19 protein-coding genes are annotated in these 17,942 nt (G+C 43.9%); 12 read left to right on the forward strand and 7 right to left on the reverse strand.

The features are described from left to right. Positions 1–192: 192 nt before the first annotated feature. The 4 genes from BLT18_RS17075 to BLT18_RS17090 all read right to left on the reverse strand — a co-directional run bounded on the left by BLT18_RS17075 (position 193) and on the right by BLT18_RS17090 (position 1,656). Positions 193–495, reverse strand: a complete 303-nt coding sequence (locus BLT18_RS17075; RefSeq protein WP_091276781.1) for a hypothetical protein — start codon at positions 493–495, stop codon at positions 193–195. Continuing rightward, entirely contained in the window at positions 485–943 is a 459-nt protein-coding gene (locus tag BLT18_RS17080) for a DUF948 domain-containing protein (protein WP_091276782.1), read from the reverse strand. Before BLT18_RS17080 ends, BLT18_RS17075 begins: the two co-directional genes overlap by 11 nt. A 155-nt stretch (positions 944–1,098) precedes the next feature. Beyond that, complete coding sequence (locus tag BLT18_RS17085; protein ID WP_091276783.1) at positions 1,099–1,281, reverse strand: hypothetical protein; 183 nt, start codon at positions 1,279–1,281, stop codon at positions 1,099–1,101. Positions 1,282–1,362: 81 nt separating this feature from the next. Then, positions 1,363–1,656, reverse strand: coding sequence for a 4a-hydroxytetrahydrobiopterin dehydratase (locus BLT18_RS17090; protein ID WP_091276784.1), 294 nt, complete (start codon positions 1,654–1,656; stop codon positions 1,363–1,365). A 129-nt stretch (positions 1,657–1,785) separates the two neighbouring features. Here BLT18_RS17090 and BLT18_RS17095 point away from each other — a divergent pair, with 129 nt between their 5' ends. The 8 genes from BLT18_RS17095 (at position 1,786) to meaB (ending at position 12,441) form a co-directional block, all read left to right on the forward strand. After that, the gene (locus BLT18_RS17095; protein WP_091276786.1) at positions 1,786–2,634 is read left to right on the forward strand and encodes a dimethylarginine dimethylaminohydrolase family protein; all 849 of its coding nucleotides are present in this window, start codon (positions 1,786–1,788) and stop codon (positions 2,632–2,634) included. Between the two features lie 276 nt (positions 2,635–2,910). Beyond that, positions 2,911–4,257 carry an acetyl-CoA carboxylase biotin carboxylase subunit gene (accC, locus tag BLT18_RS17100; protein ID WP_091276788.1) on the forward strand — a complete coding sequence of 449 codons (1,347 nt, stop codon included), beginning with the start codon at positions 2,911–2,913 and terminating at the stop codon, positions 4,255–4,257. A 22-nt stretch (positions 4,258–4,279) separates the two neighbouring features. Next, positions 4,280–4,918, forward strand: coding sequence for a TetR/AcrR family transcriptional regulator (locus BLT18_RS17105; protein ID WP_091276789.1), 639 nt, complete (start codon positions 4,280–4,282; stop codon positions 4,916–4,918). Between the two features lie 32 nt (positions 4,919–4,950). Then, the gene (gene accB / locus BLT18_RS17110; RefSeq protein ID WP_091276792.1) at positions 4,951–5,472 is read left to right on the forward strand and encodes an acetyl-CoA carboxylase biotin carboxyl carrier protein; all 522 of its coding nucleotides are present in this window, start codon (positions 4,951–4,953) and stop codon (positions 5,470–5,472) included. Positions 5,473–5,574: 102 nt separating this feature from the next. After that, positions 5,575–7,122, forward strand: coding sequence for an acyl-CoA carboxylase subunit beta (locus BLT18_RS17115; protein ID WP_091276811.1), 1,548 nt, complete (start codon positions 5,575–5,577; stop codon positions 7,120–7,122). A gap of 28 nt (positions 7,123–7,150) precedes the next feature. Further along, positions 7,151–9,211, forward strand: a complete 2,061-nt coding sequence (locus BLT18_RS17120; protein ID WP_245705315.1) for a methylmalonyl-CoA mutase family protein — start codon at positions 7,151–7,153, stop codon at positions 9,209–9,211. After that, entirely contained in the window at positions 9,208–11,388 is a 2,181-nt protein-coding gene (gene scpA, locus BLT18_RS17125; protein WP_091276796.1) for a methylmalonyl-CoA mutase, read from the forward strand. Before BLT18_RS17120 ends, scpA begins: the two co-directional genes overlap by 4 nt. Positions 11,389–11,424: 36 nt before the next feature. Continuing rightward, a complete protein-coding gene (meaB, locus tag BLT18_RS17130; RefSeq protein ID WP_091276798.1) occupies positions 11,425–12,441 on the forward strand; it encodes a methylmalonyl Co-A mutase-associated GTPase MeaB in 1,017 nt (338 codons plus the stop codon). 211 nt (positions 12,442–12,652) lie between these two features. Here meaB and BLT18_RS17135 read toward each other — a convergent pair whose 3' ends face one another. Next, a complete protein-coding gene (locus BLT18_RS17135) occupies positions 12,653–13,102 on the reverse strand; it encodes a hypothetical protein (RefSeq protein ID WP_091276800.1) in 450 nt (149 codons plus the stop codon). Positions 13,103–13,220: 118 nt separating this feature from the next. Here BLT18_RS17135 and BLT18_RS17140 point away from each other — a divergent pair, with 118 nt between their 5' ends. After that, complete coding sequence (locus BLT18_RS17140) at positions 13,221–13,811, forward strand: NAD(P)H-dependent oxidoreductase (RefSeq protein ID WP_091276801.1); 591 nt, start codon at positions 13,221–13,223, stop codon at positions 13,809–13,811. A 97-nt stretch (positions 13,812–13,908) separates the two neighbouring features. Here BLT18_RS17140 and BLT18_RS17145 read toward each other — a convergent pair whose 3' ends face one another. Then, on the reverse strand, positions 13,909–14,871 hold the full coding sequence (locus BLT18_RS17145; RefSeq protein WP_091276803.1) for an arsenic resistance protein: 963 nt from the start codon (positions 14,869–14,871) through the stop codon (positions 13,909–13,911). Positions 14,872–15,019: 148 nt separating this feature from the next. Between BLT18_RS17145 and BLT18_RS17150 the strand changes: the two genes are divergently transcribed. Next, positions 15,020–15,217: a YfhD family protein gene (locus BLT18_RS17150; protein ID WP_091276805.1), complete on the forward strand. Its 198-nt coding sequence runs from the start codon at positions 15,020–15,022 to the stop codon at positions 15,215–15,217. Positions 15,218–15,330: 113 nt separating this feature from the next. Here the strand turns inward: BLT18_RS17150 and BLT18_RS17155 are convergent, their stop codons facing one another. Beyond that, positions 15,331–15,540 (reverse strand): hypothetical protein, encoded by a 210-nt coding sequence (locus BLT18_RS17155; protein WP_091276807.1) that lies wholly within the window; start codon positions 15,538–15,540, stop codon positions 15,331–15,333. Between the two features lie 469 nt (positions 15,541–16,009). Between BLT18_RS17155 and BLT18_RS17160 the strand changes: the two genes are divergently transcribed. Beyond that, positions 16,010–16,261, forward strand: coding sequence for a NifU N-terminal domain-containing protein (locus BLT18_RS17160; protein ID WP_091276813.1), 252 nt, complete (start codon positions 16,010–16,012; stop codon positions 16,259–16,261). A 419-nt stretch (positions 16,262–16,680) separates the two neighbouring features. Beyond that, a complete protein-coding gene (locus BLT18_RS17165; RefSeq protein ID WP_091276809.1) occupies positions 16,681–17,628 on the forward strand; it encodes a nucleoside hydrolase in 948 nt (315 codons plus the stop codon). Positions 17,629–17,942: the final 314 nt, after the last annotated feature.

Genomic DNA, 17,942 nt, shown 5'->3' on the forward strand with positions numbered 1-17,942 from the left:
TGCTTCCACAGGATGTGGTGACTTCAACGCCCGTCACAGGACGTGTGCGTTCTTAGTAGAAGTGCCTTACAGAAGTACCTTACAGAACAGAAGTTCCTTCATCGTAGCCTAACGTTCCCTCTTTCAAGGCGCTTGCACTTTTCTTTTTGTATCTTATACTGTACAGCTTCTGGATTAGTTGAACCAAGTGCTCTACTGGCGGCGAGCAGCACGTTTTGCTTCTTCTTTTAAGGCATTTTTTTCTTCTGTCCATTGTTCATACGTCGAACGGCCTAATTCTTTAAACTTTTCTTGTCTGCCCCGATAAGCTGCAACAGCTTTCGTGGGAGCATTTTTTAGCACAGCTGCTTGATTAAGGGTCTTTTTTTGAAATGTTTTCCCATTAACAGGTGTAAAGAGCAGCGTCATTACAAACGCAGCGATAAAGCCGGTCATGCTTCCTGTTGTGAACGACTGCCGCTTCTTTGTGCTTTGTTTTTCTGTTCTAGTTTTCATTGTTTGTTCCGCTTCCTTCTTTTGCTTCTTTCCATGCTTTTCGTTTTTGAGTCAAGTAATAAATAAATGCTAACATACCGTAAATACCGCCAAGGTCTTTTTTCTGTGCCGCTTCTTTTCCTTCATTCGTGTTCTTTTTCAAAGAAACGGTAAAATCAGCTAAAGACGATGAAAATTTTCGTGATGCTTCCCCGGCATCACCGACCATATAAAATAATGGCGTAAGAGCCTGCATTTTTTCATTAAGGTCTGTTAATGTCTGATTGCCGTTTTCGATGACTTGACTGGATTGCTGCATGACATCATCGAGCTGGTCTGGCAGTTTTTCCACCGTTTTGTCGACTCCTGCTAAAACGCTGCTTAAGTTATTCAGTGCCCGAATGAGAAAAATAACAAGAACACAAAAAGCAATAGCGGCAATGAGTACACCGATTCCTAGTAAATCCATAAGTTTGTTACCTCCAACTGCAAATTTACTTTCTGTTCGTTACATGTATTCGACATTTTTTCATCTATTCCTTTTTGTTCACGTGACGGAATGAGTAAAAGAGAGCTATCCCTTTTTGACGGGACAGCCCTGTGGCAGACGGATCCAGCTGCGCATTAATGACTGGTTAGATGTCGATAGGCGTTACGCATGATAGGCTGATGCTGTACGTACGTCTGAAATAATGCATGCAAAGCCAATGTTTCGTCGTCGTATGTTTCGATTGCTTCTTGATAGGCAGCATAAAGGAATCGATCATATTCAATCATTTGTTTCATTCTGGCTTGATGAAAATCCATGGTCGTTCACCCCGAATACTGCGTGTCGTAGTACATCTCATTATATGCGGCAGCTTAAATGGATGTTTGCTTGTAACGCCTTTATGATAATGAATCAAAGATGCGGTTGTACTGGGAGGCAGAATCGATATCTTTCATCGTGATACCACCGGCATCTAACGTGGACAGCCTTATTGTAACAGATGTATGGTCAATGGTTATGTGAGGGTGATGGTTAACCTCTTCTGCGTGCTGGGCTGTTTGTTCCACAAAGGAAATGCCTTGCATAAATGCAGGAAAAGAAAAATTACGCTCAATCGTCTTTGCGTCTGCTCGTATCCAGCCTTCTAAACCACTAAGTTTCTCTTCAATTTCTTCATTGCTTAGCGTACTCATCTTCACCCTCCCTATTTGAGTTGATACATCTTGTTTACCACGAATTTTGTCATTTTAAACGTAAGCACTATATTAATTTTAGACGGGAGCGGGTAAAACTATAACAGAAAGAAAAGGAGATGAACGATTATGAGTCAAAAACGTCATGCCAAAGCACACAATGAATACGATACGCTGCACGAAGTATTGATGTGTCCGCCGCATGAAATGCGAATTAAAAAGCCGATTAATGAAGTGCAAAAGTCATATGAAGATGAAAATATTGACCAAGAAAAAGCAGTCCAAGAGCATCAGTTTCTTACTGAAATGCTGCAGCGCCATGGTGTTGATGTCCGGCTGATTTCCCCGCACCCTAAGCTGCCAGAACAAGTGTTTACAAGGGACTTAGGGTTTGCAGCTGAAAACGGTATGATTGTTGGCCGAATGAAAACAGACATCAGACAGCCGGAAATAGAGGAATGTCAGAAATGGCTTGATGAGAATCATATTGTGTACGAGTCTATTAGCGACGGAACGTTAGAAGGAGGAGATGTGTTAATTGATAATGACGTCATGTATATTGGTGACAGCAGCCGCACAAGTGAAAAAGCCATCAAGAGGCTGAAAAAATTATACCCTGAAAAAACGATTATGACGATTCCGTTTGATGAACAGTATTTACATTTGGACTGTATTTTCAACATCCTATCCGAAGGAACAGCGTTATTATACCCAGACGCTTTAGCTGACGATCTTGTGCGTGATATTTGCATGCGGTACCGCACGATTACTGTCACAAAGGAAGAACAGTTTACACTTGGTACGAATGTGCTCAGCATAGGAGAGCGCAAAGTGATTAGCTTACCGGAAAATAAACAAGTTAATCATGACATGAGAGAAATGGGATTTGAGGTCATAGAAGTTCCTTTTTCAGAAATCATTAAATCCGGCGGTTCGTTTCGTTGCGTCACGATGCCCCTGCGAAAATACAAGTCATAATGAGAGTTTTTTATTTATACAGCAGTAAAAGTGGAGGCAGTATGCACAACAGAAGACCGCCAATGCACAAAGTTTTTCCAAGGCATGACTTGTGTACAGGGGGAAAAATATTTAAAATTAAGAAGGGGGAAAGTTGGCAATAATAATTGACAACGTATCCAATTTTTATGTAGAATTAGTGTGAATTCAGACTGACCAGTCGGTCTAAGGATATGGCATAAAAAAGCAGCTCATCACCAAAGACAGAAAATTTTATATAGAAAGAAGGTGCTTGGCATGTTTAAACGAATTTTAATAGCAAACCGGGGAGAAATTGCCGTACGGGTTATTAGAGCTTGTCGTGAGCTTGGCATCGAAACTGTTGCTGTTCATTCAGAAGCAGATAAAGAAGCGCTGCACGTATTAATGGCGGATGAAGCCTATTGTGTAGGGCCGAATGCTTCGACAGAGAGCTATCTGAAAAAGACGAATTTAATTGCAACAGCTTTAAAAACAGGCGCAGATGCTATACATCCCGGCTACGGATTTTTATCGGAAAACGCAGAGTTTGCTGAAATCTGTGCAGATCATGACATTGTGTTTATCGGCCCGTCAGCAGAAGCAATCAGCAAGATGGGAGCCAAGGCGGTTGCACGTGAAACAATGGAGCAAGCAGGAGTTCCGATTGTACCGGGGACAGACGGCATTATTGAAAACGAACAAGAAGCGCTTAAGACAGCAGAAGAAATCGGCTATCCTGTGATTGTCAAAGCAACAGCCGGCGGCGGCGGTAAAGGAATGAGAGTAGCGGAAGGTCCGGATGATTTGAAAAAAGCCATCAACATGGCACAGCAAGAAGCTGCAACAGCGTTTGGCGACAGCGGTGTATACATGGAAAAGTTTGTAGAAGAGCCGCGCCACGTTGAAATTCAGATTATGGCAGATTCTCATGGCAATGTCATTCACTTTGGCGAGCGGGACTGCTCCATTCAGCGGCGTCACCAAAAACTTGTGGAAGAAGCACCGTCTCCAGCTCTTGATGAAAACACAAGGAAAGCGATGGGAGAAGCTGCGATTAAAGCAGCTAAGGCGGTGAACTATTGCGGAGCAGGAACCGTCGAATTTTTGCTTGATAAACATAAGCAGTTTTACTTTATGGAGATGAACACCCGCATTCAAGTAGAACATCCTGTGACTGAAGAAGTGACATCTGTTGATTTAATTAAAGAACAAATTAGAGCAGCTGCGGGTGAATCATTATCCTACACCCAAGACGATATTCAAATTGACGGCTGGGCAATTGAGTGCAGAATCAACGCGGAAAACCCTGCCAAAGACTTTATGCCGTCTCCAGGCAAAATTGATATGTACTTGCCGCCGGGCGGCTTAGGTGTTCGTATTGACAGCGCGGTGTATCCCGGATACACCATCACACCGTTTTATGATTCGATGGTGGCCAAGCTTATCGTGCGGGGGAAAACGAGAGAGGAAGCCATTTCCCGCATGAAACGAGCACTGTCTGAATTTGTTGTAGAAGGCGTCGATACGACGATTCCTTTCCATATGAAACTAATGGATCATCCGTTCTTCAAAGAAGGTGATTTTACGACAAAATTTCTTGAGCAGCACAAAATTATGGATTAAGACCGAAAGCAGGTGATGATAAATGCCGGCAAAATCCACCAAACAACGGATTACAGAGGCTGCTCTGCACCTATTTGAAGAAAATGGTTTTCACGCTGTGACTGTGGATAAAATCGTAAAAGAAAGCAATACCTCAAAAGGCGGGTTTTACCACAATTTTAAATCCAAAGATGAACTTCTCTACACCATTCACGATTCTTTTATTACGTATGTCATCGACAAGGCAAGCGAAGCACATTCCAGCTATCACAAACCAGCGGAAAAATTGTATGAAACGGTGCGTTCGTTTGTCAAAATGTTTGAAGTGTATCAAGCGCACGTAACGGTATTTTACCAAGAGAACTTATATCTATCTCCTGAATACTTTGATCGGATTAAAAAGAAGCGTGATATTTATAAAGACATGATGTTTTCGGTGGTTAGAGAAGGAAAAGAAAAAGGCGAATTTCGGGAGGAACTGCCGGTGCCGATTGCATCAATGGCCATTTTCGGCATGATTAACTGGACATATAAATGGTATAAATCAGATGGGCAGTGTTCCGTCAATGAAATAGCAGACATTTATGCTGACATGATTATGCAGTCTCTGTTAACGGAAAAGGCGCGCAAAGAACCAGCATACCAGCGTTTTTTCCTTCATCAGTCCAACACGGTAAAATAACGTTGTCTAACTTTTTTAAGGGAGTGTAGCATATGTACAAAGTGAACGAAATCAAAGAATTGATCCGGGCACTTGATAATTCGAGTATTGGAGAATTAGAAATTCGTGGAGAAAACAAAGAAAAAATCACGATTAGAAAAGAAGGAACTGCACAAGCAGCCGTTGTACAAGCTGCGCCGCAGCCACCTGCTGCTGCGCCTGCTCCAGCTGCGCAGGCACCTGCACCACAAGCGCAAGCAAACCCTCAAGGCAGTCAAGAGGCAGCTTCAGCACCTGAAGCTCCACAAGAATCTCCTGCAGCCAGCGATGACTCATTTGAAAAAATCACATCGCCAATGGTGGGCACCTTTTACCGTGCTCCATCTCCAGATGCTGGCCCTTATGTCAAAGAGGGTGACAAAGTTAACGACGATTCAGTAGTTTGTATTGTAGAAGCAATGAAATTGATGAATGAACTTGAAGCTGAAATCTCTGGAGAAATTGTGGAAGTTCTTGTTGAAAACGGTGAACTCGTGGAGTACGGTCAGCCGCTCTTTCTCGTTAAACCAGCGTAATGCACAACAAGCAAGGGGGGTCTTCTTGGAAGATACCCCTTCTATATACTGGTGATGAAAACGCTTTATATCAAAACGTTACCGAAAGGAAGGCTGTTTTCAATGAAGGATATGTTTGATTATATAGACGACATGGAACGAAAAAAAGAAAAAGTAGCATTAGGAGGCGGCCAGGAACGCATTGATGCACAGCACGAACGCGGAAAAAAGACAGCCAGGGAACGGATTGAATTACTCGTTGATGAAGACAGTTTTGTAGAACTCAATCCATTTATTGAACACCGTGGGACGGCTGATGCAGAAGCTCCCGGTGAAGGTGTTGTTACTGGTTATGCCAAAGTTCATGGCAAGTTGATTTATTTATTCGCACAAGATTTCACGGTATTTGGCGGAGCGCTTGGTGAAATGCATGCTTTAAAGATTGCGAAGATTATGGACTTTGCAGCGGAGAATGGTGCCCCCATTATTGGTTTGAATGACTCTGGCGGGGCCCGTATTCAAGAAGGTGTACTGTCCTTAGACGGTTATGGGCATGTATTTTACCGAAACTCAATTTACTCAGGCGTGATTCCACAAATATCTGTTATTATGGGTCCTTGTGCCGGCGGTGCGGTATATTCACCAGCCATAACTGACTTTGTGTTTATGGTGGAAAAAACGAGTCAAATGTTTATTACCGGCCCAAAAGTGATTGAAAGTGTAACTGGTGCCAGCATGAACAGTGAAGACTTGGGAGGTGCCAAAGTACATTCGAGCAAAAGTGGAAACGCTCATTTTACAGCAGCAACGGAAGAAGAAATCCTCCAAGAAGTGCGGCGTTTGATTCAATACTTACCATCCAACCATCAAGAAAAACCTCCGGCAAAGCCTCCTGTAAAAGCTGTTGATATCAATGAACGTGTGGATGAATTGTTAGATATTGTTCCGGTGGACAGCACGAAAGTATATGATGTTCGCCACGTGATTCAACATTTGTTAGACGATCATGAATTTATGGAAGTGCAGCCAAAATTTGCAAAAAACATTGTTGTCGGTTTTGGCAGAATAAATGGAGAGAGCGTTGGCATTGTTGCCAATAATCCGAAAACAATGGCGGGCGGCCTTGATATCGATTCATCCGATAAATGTTCACGCTTTATTCGCTTTTGCGATTGCTTTAATATTCCTCTTATTACATTTGAAGACGTCAGTGGCTTTATTCCAGGTGTAGCACAAGAACACGGCGGCATTATCCGTCACGGCGCCAAAATCTTATACGCTTATTCTGAAGCGACGGTTCCAAAAATTACGGTAATTTTACGAAAAGCATTCGGCGGAGCTTATGTGGCTCTTAACAGCAAGTCTATTGGAGCGGATATGGTGTTTGCCTGGCCAAATGCTGAAATTGCTGTGATGGGTCCAGAAGGAGCGGCCAATATTATTTTTGCTAAAGAAATCAAAGAAAGCCATGACCCGGAAAAAACGCGCCAAGAAAAAATCCAAGAATATCGAGAGCGGTTTGCTAACCCTTACATTGCCGCAGGAAACGGCATGGTAGATGATGTCATTGATCCACGTGATACACGTAAATCATTGGCCAGTGCTTTGGAGATGCTGAAAAACAAAAAGAAAGACAATCCAAGGAAAAAGCATGGAAATATACCTTTATAAATGAAAGGGGGAAGAAAATGTGGAAGAAATGCAGCATACTATTTTAAAAAGTATTTGTAACTTTTCGACACCTTCCGACAAAGAATGGCAGGATCGTGCTGAAAAATCGTTAAAAGGAAAAACAGTGGAAGAAGCCCTTTACACAAAAACGGACGAAGATATTATGTTAAAACCATTGTACCGGAAAAAAGATCGAGACCGCCTGCTGCACAAAAATACAATGCCGGGACAGTTCCCTCATATAAGAGGAATGCGCACAGCACCGCAGCGATGGAATGTTACACAATCGATTTGGGAACGCACCCCGAAACGAGCAAACGAAGAAATAAAAGAAGGTCTGCAAAAAGGGCAGCACGCCATCAGAATCAGATGGAATGACACAGTAACGAAAAGAAAAGGAATGAATCATCAACCTTCAGCAAGTGGTGTTTTAGTCACGGATGTCGCTGATATGGTGACACTTCTTCAAGGGATTGATCTAGAAACGACGCCGCTGCATTTAGAAACCGGTGCCGATCCGCTTCCGCTTTTTGCGATGTGGACGTCTGCTTTGGATATTATAGGTGTTTCTTCGCCTCGCGGCAGTGTGGCAGCAGACCCATTAGGAAACTGGCTGGTGGCAGGACACTTACCAGCGCCTGTGGATACATGCTTTGATCATGCTGCACAAGCAGCCAGTTGGTGCAGGGATAATCATATCCCGGTGCAAACGATGCTTGTCTCCAGTGAGCCATACCACAACGGCGGGGCAAGTGCTGTCGAAGAACTTGCTTACAGCATGGCTTGTGCGACAACATATGTAAGAGAGCTGCACAAAAGAGGGATAACGATAGAAGATAGTGCCGCTTCACTGTTATTTCGTTTTTCCGCTGGTTCAAACTTTTTTATGGAGCTGGCAAAATTTCGAGCAGCGCGCGCATTGTGGTCTAATATTTTACAAGCATTCGGCATGGAAGAAGAAAAGCGTGTGATGACGTTGCATGGCATCACTTCAAGCAGAACAAAAACAGCACTTGATCCGTATGTGAACATCCTCCGGGCTGCAACGGAAGCATTTGCAGCAGCAGCAGGGGGAGCAGATGATGTGGAAGTAACCCCATTTGATGCCGCGTTCCAGCGCCCTTCCACCTTTGCGAAACGAATTGCCCGCAACACACAAACTATTTTACAAGAAGAGGCCTTTATTGGCAGCACGATCGATCCTGCTGGCGGCTCGTATTATGTAGAGCAGTTGACCCACGAATTAGCTGAAAAAGCTTGGGAGTTATTTCAAGACATTGAAGCAGACGGGGGAATGATACAAAGCCTGTTGAGCGGCAAGCCGCAAGAGCTTATCAAAAATAAGCGCCAGTTAAAAGAAAAACAAATAGACAAACAAAAGAGAGTGCTGGTTGGAGCGAACAAATATCCGAATGTAGATGAAAAGCCAATTTCAGCGTTTCCAGAAACCGATGAACAAGAAGTGCTGGCTTATATTACTGCTAAGACAGACAAACAGCAAAATGCCAAATCCGGCTGTCATGTGCAGACGGTAGAAGAAGCAGAAAAAGCGGTACAAGGCGGTGCGTTACTGCATCAATTAACGAGCAGTCAGTCAGGGCCTTCTATAACACCAGTAACAGCATTACGTGAATCGGAAAAATTTGAAAAGCTGCGCCAGCAAGCACAAGCCTATCAAGAGCAGCATGAAAAACCGTTATCTGCTTTGCTGGTGACATTAGGCTCCTTAGCAGAACACAAAGCACGCGCTGATTTTTCCGCGGCGTTTTTACAAACTGGCGGTTTTCATGTCCAGCAAACCGGTGGTGTAAAAAGTGTTGAGGAAGCAGTTCATAAGGCCGTTTCCTCCACCGAATCGATTGTTGTGTTGTGCGGCCAAGACGCAGCATATGACAAACTGGCAGCAGGTATTGTAGAAAAAATCAAGGCCAAGGCACCCGAAAAAACCATCCTGCTGGCGGGAAAGACAGGAAAAGAACAAGAAGCGGTACTCACCGAAAAAGGATTAGCAGGCATGATTTATCGGGGGGCGAATGTATATGAAACATTAAGCTGGCTGCAGCGTGCGAAAGGAGCGGTGATTCAATGAAAATGCCTGACTTTACGACGATACCGTATGATAGCAGTGCAGCTGCAAATGACTTAAAGAAATGGGAGCAAAGCGTAAAAGCGGATACTGGCAAAGCAGCAAGAGACTGGGAAAGAACAACGGTTGAAAATATCTCTGTCCAGCCGCTGTATACAAACGAAGACACAAAAGACTTGCCGCATACAGATTATGTTTCGGGGATTCCTCCGTATTTACGCGGTCCGTATCCGGCGATGTATAAAACGAGACCATGGACCGTCCGCCAGTATGCTGGTTATTCAACAGCAGAAGAGTCGAATGCCTTTTATCGCCGCAACCTCGCTGCTGGTCAAAAAGGGCTGTCCATCGCGTTTGATTTAGCGACACACCGCGGTTATGATTCTGATCATCCTCGTGTGGTCGGGGACGTTGGAAAAGCTGGGGTAGCCGTGGATTCGATTCTTGATATGAATGTTCTGTTTGATGGTATTCCGCTTGATCAAATGTCGGTATCGATGACCATGAATGGCGCGGTACTGCCAGTGATGGCTTTTTACATTGTGGCAGCAGAAGAGCAGGGTGTGAAACAAGAACAGCTTACCGGAACGATTCAAAATGATATATTAAAAGAATACATGGTAAGAAACACATATATTTATCCACCGGATATGTCGATGCGGATCATTGCTGATATTTTTGCTTACACATCTAAGCACATGCCAAAATTCAACAGTATTTCTATTTCTGGTTATCACATGCAAGAAGCAGGAGCGACCGCAGATTTGGAGTTAGGTTACACGTTAAGTGACGGATTGGAATATGTCCGCACTGGGCGGAAGGCAGGCCTTGATATTGATCAATTTGCCCCGCGCTTGTCATTTTTTTGGGCAATTGGAATGAATCATTTTATGGAAATTGCTAAGCTGAGAGCTGCTAGACTGTTGTGGGCGCGTTTGATAAAGCCGTTTCAGCCGAAAAATGAAAAGTCACTGGCACTGCGCACACACTCACAAACATCCGGCTGGAGCTTGACAGAACAAGACCCGTATAACAATGTCGTCCGGACAGGGATGGAAGCGATGGCTGCGGTGATGGGGCATACGCAGTCTCTGCATACAAATGCACTGGATGAAGCGATTGCGCTTCCTACTGACTTTTCAGCACGCATTGCCCGTAACACGCAGCTGTATTTACAGGAAGAAACGGGCTTGACAGATGTTGTTGATCCATGGGGCGGGTCTTACTATGTCGAGCGGTTAACGGCAGAGCTTGCTGAAAAAGCGTGGGCCCATATCGAAGAAATTGAAGAAGCAGGCGGGATGACAAAAGCAATTGAAACAGGGCTGCCGAAAATGAGAATTGAAGAGGCAGCGGCCCGCCGTCAGGCTCACATTGATTCGGGCCGGGAAACGGTAGTCGGTGTGAACAAATATCGTTTAGATGAAGAAGATCCACTTGATATATTAGACATTGACAACTCGGCAGTACGCAAGTCCCAACTAGAACGTTTGAAACAGCTTCGTGAACAAAGGAACGAAGACTATGTGAAGGAAACATTGCGCGCCATAACAAAAGCGGCAGAAGATGGAAGCGAGAACTTGTTAAAGCTTGCAGTCGATGCTGCGAGAGCTCGCGCAACCCTCGGAGAAATATCCGATGCCATTGAAAAAGTGTCTGGGAGGCATCAAGCGGTGACTCGTTCGATTCATGGAGTATACAGTGCGGAGTTTGGCGAAGAAGAACTGATGACAGAAGTAAAGCGGTTAACCGATGAATTTGCCGAAAACGAAGGCCGCAGACCGCGTATTATGGTGGCAAAAATGGGGCAGGATGGCCACGACCGCGGGGCGAAAGTGATTGCTACTGCTTTTAGTGATCTCGGTTTTGACGTGGATATTGGTCCGCTTTTTCAAACCCCTCAAGAAGCTGCGATGCAGGCGGTCGAAAACGATGTTCACATTTTAGGAATGAGTTCGCTGGCTGCCGGTCATAAAACGTTATTACCACAAGTAATGGAGGAGCTAAAAAACTTAGGAAGAGAAGACATCGTGGTGATTGTCGGCGGTGTCATTCCTGTCCAGGATTATGACGAATTAAAAGCTCAAGGAGCAGCGGCAATCTTTGGACCTGGAACAGTCATTCCAGCGGCAGCAAAACAAGTGATAGAAGAAGTGAATAAACGCTTAGAAGAGGAATAATGAAAGAAAGGGGAAGCGTCATAAAGGAGGAGCTGTATGGAAAAACAGCAAAAGCCGCGTCCGAAACGAAGAAGAACCCTTTCAGTGGAAGAGTACGTGCAAGGTGTGCTCTCACGTGACAGAGCTGTTATGTCACGTGCAATTACATTAATAGAAAGCAACGCCCCAAAACATTTTGATAAAGCGCAAGAAGTTCTGAAACGATTGATGCCATATACAGGAAAAGCGCTTCGAGCAGGTATTAGCGGAGTTCCTGGTGCTGGAAAAAGCACATTGATTGAAAGGTTTGGCACCATGCTTTGCGAAAAAGGGCACCAGCTAGCTGTACTTGCGGTGGATCCATCGTCTTCGGTAAGTAAAGGCAGTATTCTCGGTGACAAAACGAGAATGGAGACACTGTCGAAGCATCCTAATGCCTACGTCCGCCCCTCTCCATCTGGTGGAGCGCTTGGCGGGGTAGCGAGAAAAAGCAGAGAAACGATGCTGATTTGTGAAGCGGCCGGATATGATGTGATTTTTGTTGAAACGGTCGGGGTTGGCCAAAGCGAATGGACGGTTCGCTCGATGGTCGATTTCTTTTTAGTGCTCATGCTTACCGGCGGCGGAGATGAGCTTCAGGGGATGAAAAAAGGAATTATGGAAATGGCGGACGCGATTTATATCAATAAAGCTGATGGAAACAACAAGCAAAAAGCACGCAATACTAGAGCAGAATACAGGAGGCTGCTTCACTTTTTGCAGCCTGCCACTCCCGGCTGGAAAACGAAAGTAGACACGATTTCAGCGTTAACAGGCGAAGGAATGGATGAACTGTGGGATGTGATGACAGAATACGAAGCAAACATGAAAGCAAGCGGCATTTTGGAAAAGCGCCGAAAAGATCAGCTGGCTGAATGGATGGAGACATTGATTGAAGATGAGCTGAAACGTTCCTTTTATGAAAATGACGACGTAAAACAGCAGCTGCCTGTACTGAAAAATGACGTAACAGCAGGAAACAGGCCGCTTGCTCAAGCAGTCAAACAGCTCATGGAAGCATATCAGCAAAAGTAAAAATACAGAAAAGCTTGGAGCGGTTCCAAGCTTTTTTGGGTCTGATTAGGCTTTTTAAGCGACCATTCTCTGTTTGTAACGAAGGGATGATACAGTTAAAATCACCACAGGACAAAGTGCAGAAAAGGCTGTTAAAAGAGAGAAACACCTTCATATCCCCATGTATGTTATTTGCAGCTGGTATCGATAAGATGGGCTTATTATGCATGTGTTATATGGCGGAGCCGAATACCATCATCGTTACGCCGATAAAGCCGCATACAATCGGAACATTTTGAATGAGGTCATAACGCTTGGAAGAGTGTTTTAAGAGCAAGTAAAAACGGTCTGCTAGAAAGAACAGCGCTGCTGCTAATACAGCCATAATGGTAATATCAAGGCTATTGGTAATAAAATAAGCAGTACACGCCCCGCCGATATGAAAGAAAAACGAAAGCAGCTGAACGTGGTATTTTAATTTGCGGGCAATCCAGTCAGAAGCAAGAGATAAAAACGACCCATAAAAAACAATAGGAGTTAAAGAAAAAAAGCCGTAAATCGTAATGCTTTGCAGAATTTGCCCCAATACACCGGTATCTGTAGTCGTTGGCAGTGGAAACAACATACCCATGGTCACTAAAAATACGGACCAGACTGTCAGACCCGTACCTAGTTTGTTCATGTACGTTTCGCCTCCATTTGTTTTTCCACGAACTTACTATTTCTATATCCGTCTGTGATAAAATTAAACGCGACGAAAGGTTACAAAACGGTAACGTTTTCCAAGAAAGGAAGAAAAAATGAAACGTGTTTTAGTATGGTATATGCATCCAGATCCACACAGTTTTAACCGAGCTATTCTCGATACGTATGTGGATGCGTGCAAATCGCATGGCTTAGAGGTTCAAGTGCGTATGATAAAAGAATTGCAGTATTCGCCTCATTTAGAGAGGGAAGAATATGAGGCTTCGCTGGATAAGCAATATCCAGCCGAAATAAAAGAAGAACATCACTGGCTGCGCTGGGCCGATGCAGTGACGCTGATTTTCCCCTTATGGTGGGGCAGTTTTCCGGCAGCTGGAAAAGGATTTTTGGACCGGGTTCTGTCGTATGGCGTTGCATATGAGCTGAACGGAGAAACCCCGGTTCCAAAAATGAATGGAAAGAAAGCAGCCGTCATTTATACGACAGGAACACCGCCGGATGTATTTCGGCAGAGCAGCCAACAGCGTATAGAAGATACGTGGAAACATGAAATTTTTTCGTTTTGTGGGTTTGAAAGCCTGCCGTTTTTACACTTTGGAGATGTGGTGCAAACGACCGATGAAAAACGCCGGCATATGCTGCAGCAAGTAAGGGATTATGCAAAAGAACAAGCTGCCAAGCTGTAATATTGAACGCTTTTGCCGCGTTGTAAAGACGATATGTAAGTAGTATATGTGTGCAGGCTTGTTTGTGATAACCGCGCAGGCTGCATCAAGGCTCGTTCTATGTTTTAAGACGCTGATACAAAGATTTTTGCCGGATCATAAGCAGCAGCTGAGCTGCAGCGGCTAACAGCGGCAGCTCTAAAAGCGGGCCGAGAATGAGAGCAATGGCAATCAGCGGTTCGTTGTGAAAAGCAGTCAAGGCAACAGCTAACGCAATGGGTGAATTTCTTGCTAATGTCGTCAATATCAGGCTTGCTTGATGCGGGTATGTAAATCGCAAAAGGCGGGCGGCTAGATAACCGGCCGCAAAAGCTATGATAAAAAACAAGCAAAGCGGAATGGCGAGAATCCATAACAAATGAATGTTGGCAAGCAATACGTGGCCATTCGCTGCAAACATGCACATTACTGCTAAACTCAAACATATAATTTGCAAGCTGCCGCCAAATGATAACAGCATATCTTGTGTGCGTGCTGAAACGAAACGCTTCGTAAAGCCTGAAGCAAGCAGTGGGAGACCTAACACGATAATAATGCTTTCCAATAAATAAGAAATTTCTATCACAGCTGTCTCGCCGCCGAACAAGCTGATGTATACCGGCAGCAGCAGCAACTGCAAGATAAGCTGCATCGGTAAAAGAGCTGTTGATAACGCCGTGTTTCCTTTGGCCATATTCGTAAACACCAAGTACCAATCTGTACATGGTGTCACCAGCAGCAGGATAAACCCAATCATCAGAACAGGATAGTCTGATAAAAATACAGATGCTAACCCCCACGCTGCCAGAGGATTCCAGATGAAATTTAAACCCAGCGCTGTATAAACGAACGTGCGGTGGTGAAAAGCTGTGCGTATTTTGTGGAAGGGGATGCTTAAAAATATCCAGTACAGCATTGCGATTAAAAACGGCACGATGAATACGTCTGCATGCTGATGAATAATCTGAATGTTTCCAAGCAAAATCCCTGTGCCGGCAGATATGAACATAATAACGGTATACCATTTTTCGATGGCAGTCATAACCTACACCTTCACTTATCAGTTGTATTATTTATGCTTTTATTATAACGAGCAAGTAAATAATCTGCGACACATAGGCAGCAAGGAAGGCATGAATAATGATGACAAACTGCGGAACCATAAGCAAAACGGCAAAGGAGGATGCAGGATGACAAGAGGACAAACGAGAAACAACAAGCATAAGAAAAAATCAAAGTTATCACAAACACCAAAAAAAGACATTGTGAAAAGTGATGGACTTGATGTGGAATATTCCAAAGAGCTGGCTGATACGGATGATCTTGAAGCGCAGGAACGTGCTGAAGCGGCGGATGAGCGTGCACATCAGCGTTCAATGGAAGAATAAAAAAACAGGGGTCAGATCCGGCTTGACGGTTCTGACCCTGAGTTCTTCTAAAGGGAATGTATATTGTTGAAAACGGGCAGGAAACCGCGGCATGATAAGCCAAAGAAACACAGTTACGAAGATTGTTCCATTGTGGCAGCAGGGGCTGGTTTTTTCGGGCCGGAAAAGCTTTGCACCATGCGCTGCAGATCTTTGTGAGCTTCTCGTACTTTAATGGTTTGATCGAGGATTTCTTGAAAACCTTCAAGATCTTTATCGGAAGCATTTAATACTGATTTTGGAAGTCCTTCTGCAATCTGTTTGAGAGACAAGTCGCGCTGCACCAGCAAACAACTCCTTTCATTTTAAATGTTTCTTGTTTATACATTGTCTTTTTCTCTCATAATTTCCTGCTGAATAAAGGTGTATTTCTCTCAACAAATCCCACGCTTTTTCGTAACGAAAAAGACGGATTTTCTAGTTTTTCAGCGGAAAAGCAAAGGATGTGTCACAACCGTTTGGAACCGATTAGACAGAATAAATGGGAATATGGGTACATCAGCGGTGCCTAAAGAAAGGCATATACCTACAACGAGAGAGTTAAAAGGATTGAAACAGCTGAGTGTTCTTTATTACGTTAGGGAAAGAAATATGTAATGCTGCGAAAAAAGAGGAAAGGTTGAAAAAACATTTTTACACATATGATGCCTCTAGCTGTATGGTCCGCCATGTTTTTAAAATGAAGGAATACATGTTATTATTTGAGAAATGCTAGTTATATTTAGCGACAAGAGAAGGGAGCCAGTGAAAAACATGGAAGTACAAGCACAATCTACACCGAATCCAAATGCAGTAAAGTTCACAGCAGATAAGGCGATTTTTGAAGGAAGCACATCGTTGAAAAAAGGGGACGACACCGATCATCCGATTGCTAAAGCACTGCTTCAAATTGAAGGAGTAGACAATATCTTTGGATATCAGGATTTTGTCACCGTCAATAAAACGATGGATGCGGATTGGGATGAATTAATGCCAAAAATTGAAGAAGCTTTTGCTGCTGAATAAACGCTGATAAGGCAGCTAGAACACAAGTATAGGAACCATATAATAATCCGAACGATTTTTCATAAATCGTTCGGATTATTTGTTTATCACAGGAATTTCTATTGTTGCTCCGTCCAAATATGCTTTCATATCTTATTGTTCGGCCGTTGAGTAACCTGTTTTAGATTTGCCCCAGTCTCTTTTTTTGACGGAGCTGTTCCATAAGTCAGTTCTTCAGTAACGCAGCTGGGGTATACTTGCTTTTTGCAGGCATTTCTCTTATTCAAAGAGAGCGTTTCCCGACCTGCTGACAAGCAGCCCGTCACCTATGCAGCCAAACATTTGTGTATTAGGCGGAGATGGACGTTTTCTCATGAATCGCGGCAGCAAGTAGATCATAGACATACAATAATACATTTACAAAAAAAGGAAGCGATAGCGTGAAAAATGTATTGTTGTTCGCTGATCCCGGAGTCGATGATGCATTTGCGATTATGTATGCTGTCTTACATCCTGATATTAATCTTATTGGTATTGTAGCTGGTTATGGGAATGTAGAAGTAGAAACAGCGACTCGCAACATTGAGACCATCCTTCACTTATTAGATGCGGATATTCCTGTTTTTGGCGGAGCAAACCAGCCGGCATCAGATGTGTACGTCGAGTTTTACCCAGAGATACATGGTATTGAAGGGTTAGGTGACTATGAACCAGAAGGATTGGGCTATCAGTTAACAAATTTCACGGATGTCTACCAATTGTTTGATCAATACGAAGACATTACGATAGTAGAGGTAGGTCGCAACACGGGATTGATGGTAGGCTATATGTTAGGCAAGCAAAAAATGGAACAGGCGACCGACTGTTTTTTAATGGGGGGAGCATTTTTAACTCCAGGAAATATTACTCCGGCAGCAGAGGCTAATTTTTACGGAGACCCGGTGGCGGCAAAGTTTGTATTTGAAAACATATACTCTCACGTTTTTCCGCTCGATGTAACAGAAAAAGCGCTCGTTACACCGGAAATGATTCAATATATTACAGCCTATACTCCGCTGACAAGAATACGAGAACCGATACAATTGATGTATCGCTTTTATCAAAATGTGTATCAACAGTTCATTCCAGGTTTACACGGCGCGCTTATTCATGATTTAATGCCGCTTATGTACGTGACTAATCCCGATATGTTTCGCTTTGTTCACCGGGAAGTATATATTGAAACGAGTACAGGACCGGGACGTGGTGCAAGCATTGCCGATTTTCGACCAAGTTATGAAACGATGAAAGAAGAAGCAGCAGATGCTATCAAACACATGATTGCGCTCGAAGCAGATTATAAGGCATTCTTTCACCAGTTTTTAAACACATTTGTTCTCTCTGAGTAAAAGAAGAAAACATGGACGAAGGAGTTTGCTTCGTTCATGTTTTCATTGTAAGGCAGGAAGGAAGAAAAGTTAGTGTTTTATATCCAGCGCAAACCCCTGCCCGCTCGAGGTTCCTTCGGTCCGTCCATGGAAAGGAAAGTACAGCTTTCCATAAGCCGGCCCTCCAGGACTTGTCGCGGGCTCTTGCGGATGGGAGTCCGTTCGGCGTTGTCACAGGAGGTACTTCCACAGGAAGTGGCGACTTCAACGCCCGCCACAGGACGTGCTTCCATAGGAAGTGGTGACTTCAACGCCCGCCACAGGACGTGCTTCCA

Origin of the sequence: Alteribacillus persepolensis (assembly GCF_900099605.1) — a bacterium.
Taxonomy (GTDB): domain Bacteria; phylum Bacillota; class Bacilli; order Bacillales; family Marinococcaceae; genus Alteribacillus; species Alteribacillus persepolensis.

What these genes read in the sequence shown, in the direction of transcription:
- BLT18_RS17145 (WP_091276803.1), bottom strand. Translation starts at nt 14,871, where the DNA reads ATGACTGCCATCGAAAAATGGTATACCGTTATTATGTTCATATCTGCC.
- BLT18_RS17150 (WP_091276805.1), top strand. Translation starts at nt 15,020, where the DNA reads ATGACAAGAGGACAAACGAGAAACAACAAGCATAAGAAAAAATCAAAG.
- BLT18_RS17140 (WP_091276801.1), top strand. Translation starts at nt 13,221, where the DNA reads ATGAAACGTGTTTTAGTATGGTATATGCATCCAGATCCACACAGTTTT.
- BLT18_RS17115 (WP_091276811.1), top strand. Translation starts at nt 5,575, where the DNA reads ATGAAGGATATGTTTGATTATATAGACGACATGGAACGAAAAAAAGAA.
- BLT18_RS17120 (WP_245705315.1), top strand. Translation starts at nt 7,151, where the DNA reads ATGCAGCATACTATTTTAAAAAGTATTTGTAACTTTTCGACACCTTCC.
- accB (WP_091276792.1), top strand. Translation starts at nt 4,951, where the DNA reads ATGTACAAAGTGAACGAAATCAAAGAATTGATCCGGGCACTTGATAAT.
- BLT18_RS17080 (WP_091276782.1), bottom strand. Translation starts at nt 943, where the DNA reads ATGGATTTACTAGGAATCGGTGTACTCATTGCCGCTATTGCTTTTTGT.
- BLT18_RS17160 (WP_091276813.1), top strand. Translation starts at nt 16,010, where the DNA reads ATGGAAGTACAAGCACAATCTACACCGAATCCAAATGCAGTAAAGTTC.
- BLT18_RS17075 (WP_091276781.1), bottom strand. Translation starts at nt 495, where the DNA reads ATGAAAACTAGAACAGAAAAACAAAGCACAAAGAAGCGGCAGTCGTTC.
- BLT18_RS17085 (WP_091276783.1), bottom strand. Translation starts at nt 1,281, where the DNA reads ATGGATTTTCATCAAGCCAGAATGAAACAAATGATTGAATATGATCGA.
- BLT18_RS17095 (WP_091276786.1), top strand. Translation starts at nt 1,786, where the DNA reads ATGAGTCAAAAACGTCATGCCAAAGCACACAATGAATACGATACGCTG.
- meaB (WP_091276798.1), top strand. Translation starts at nt 11,425, where the DNA reads ATGGAAAAACAGCAAAAGCCGCGTCCGAAACGAAGAAGAACCCTTTCA.
- BLT18_RS17105 (WP_091276789.1), top strand. Translation starts at nt 4,280, where the DNA reads ATGCCGGCAAAATCCACCAAACAACGGATTACAGAGGCTGCTCTGCAC.
- scpA (WP_091276796.1), top strand. Translation starts at nt 9,208, where the DNA reads ATGAAAATGCCTGACTTTACGACGATACCGTATGATAGCAGTGCAGCT.
- BLT18_RS17135 (WP_091276800.1), bottom strand. Translation starts at nt 13,102, where the DNA reads ATGAACAAACTAGGTACGGGTCTGACAGTCTGGTCCGTATTTTTAGTG.
- accC (WP_091276788.1), top strand. Translation starts at nt 2,911, where the DNA reads ATGTTTAAACGAATTTTAATAGCAAACCGGGGAGAAATTGCCGTACGG.
- BLT18_RS17090 (WP_091276784.1), bottom strand. Translation starts at nt 1,656, where the DNA reads ATGAGTACGCTAAGCAATGAAGAAATTGAAGAGAAACTTAGTGGTTTA.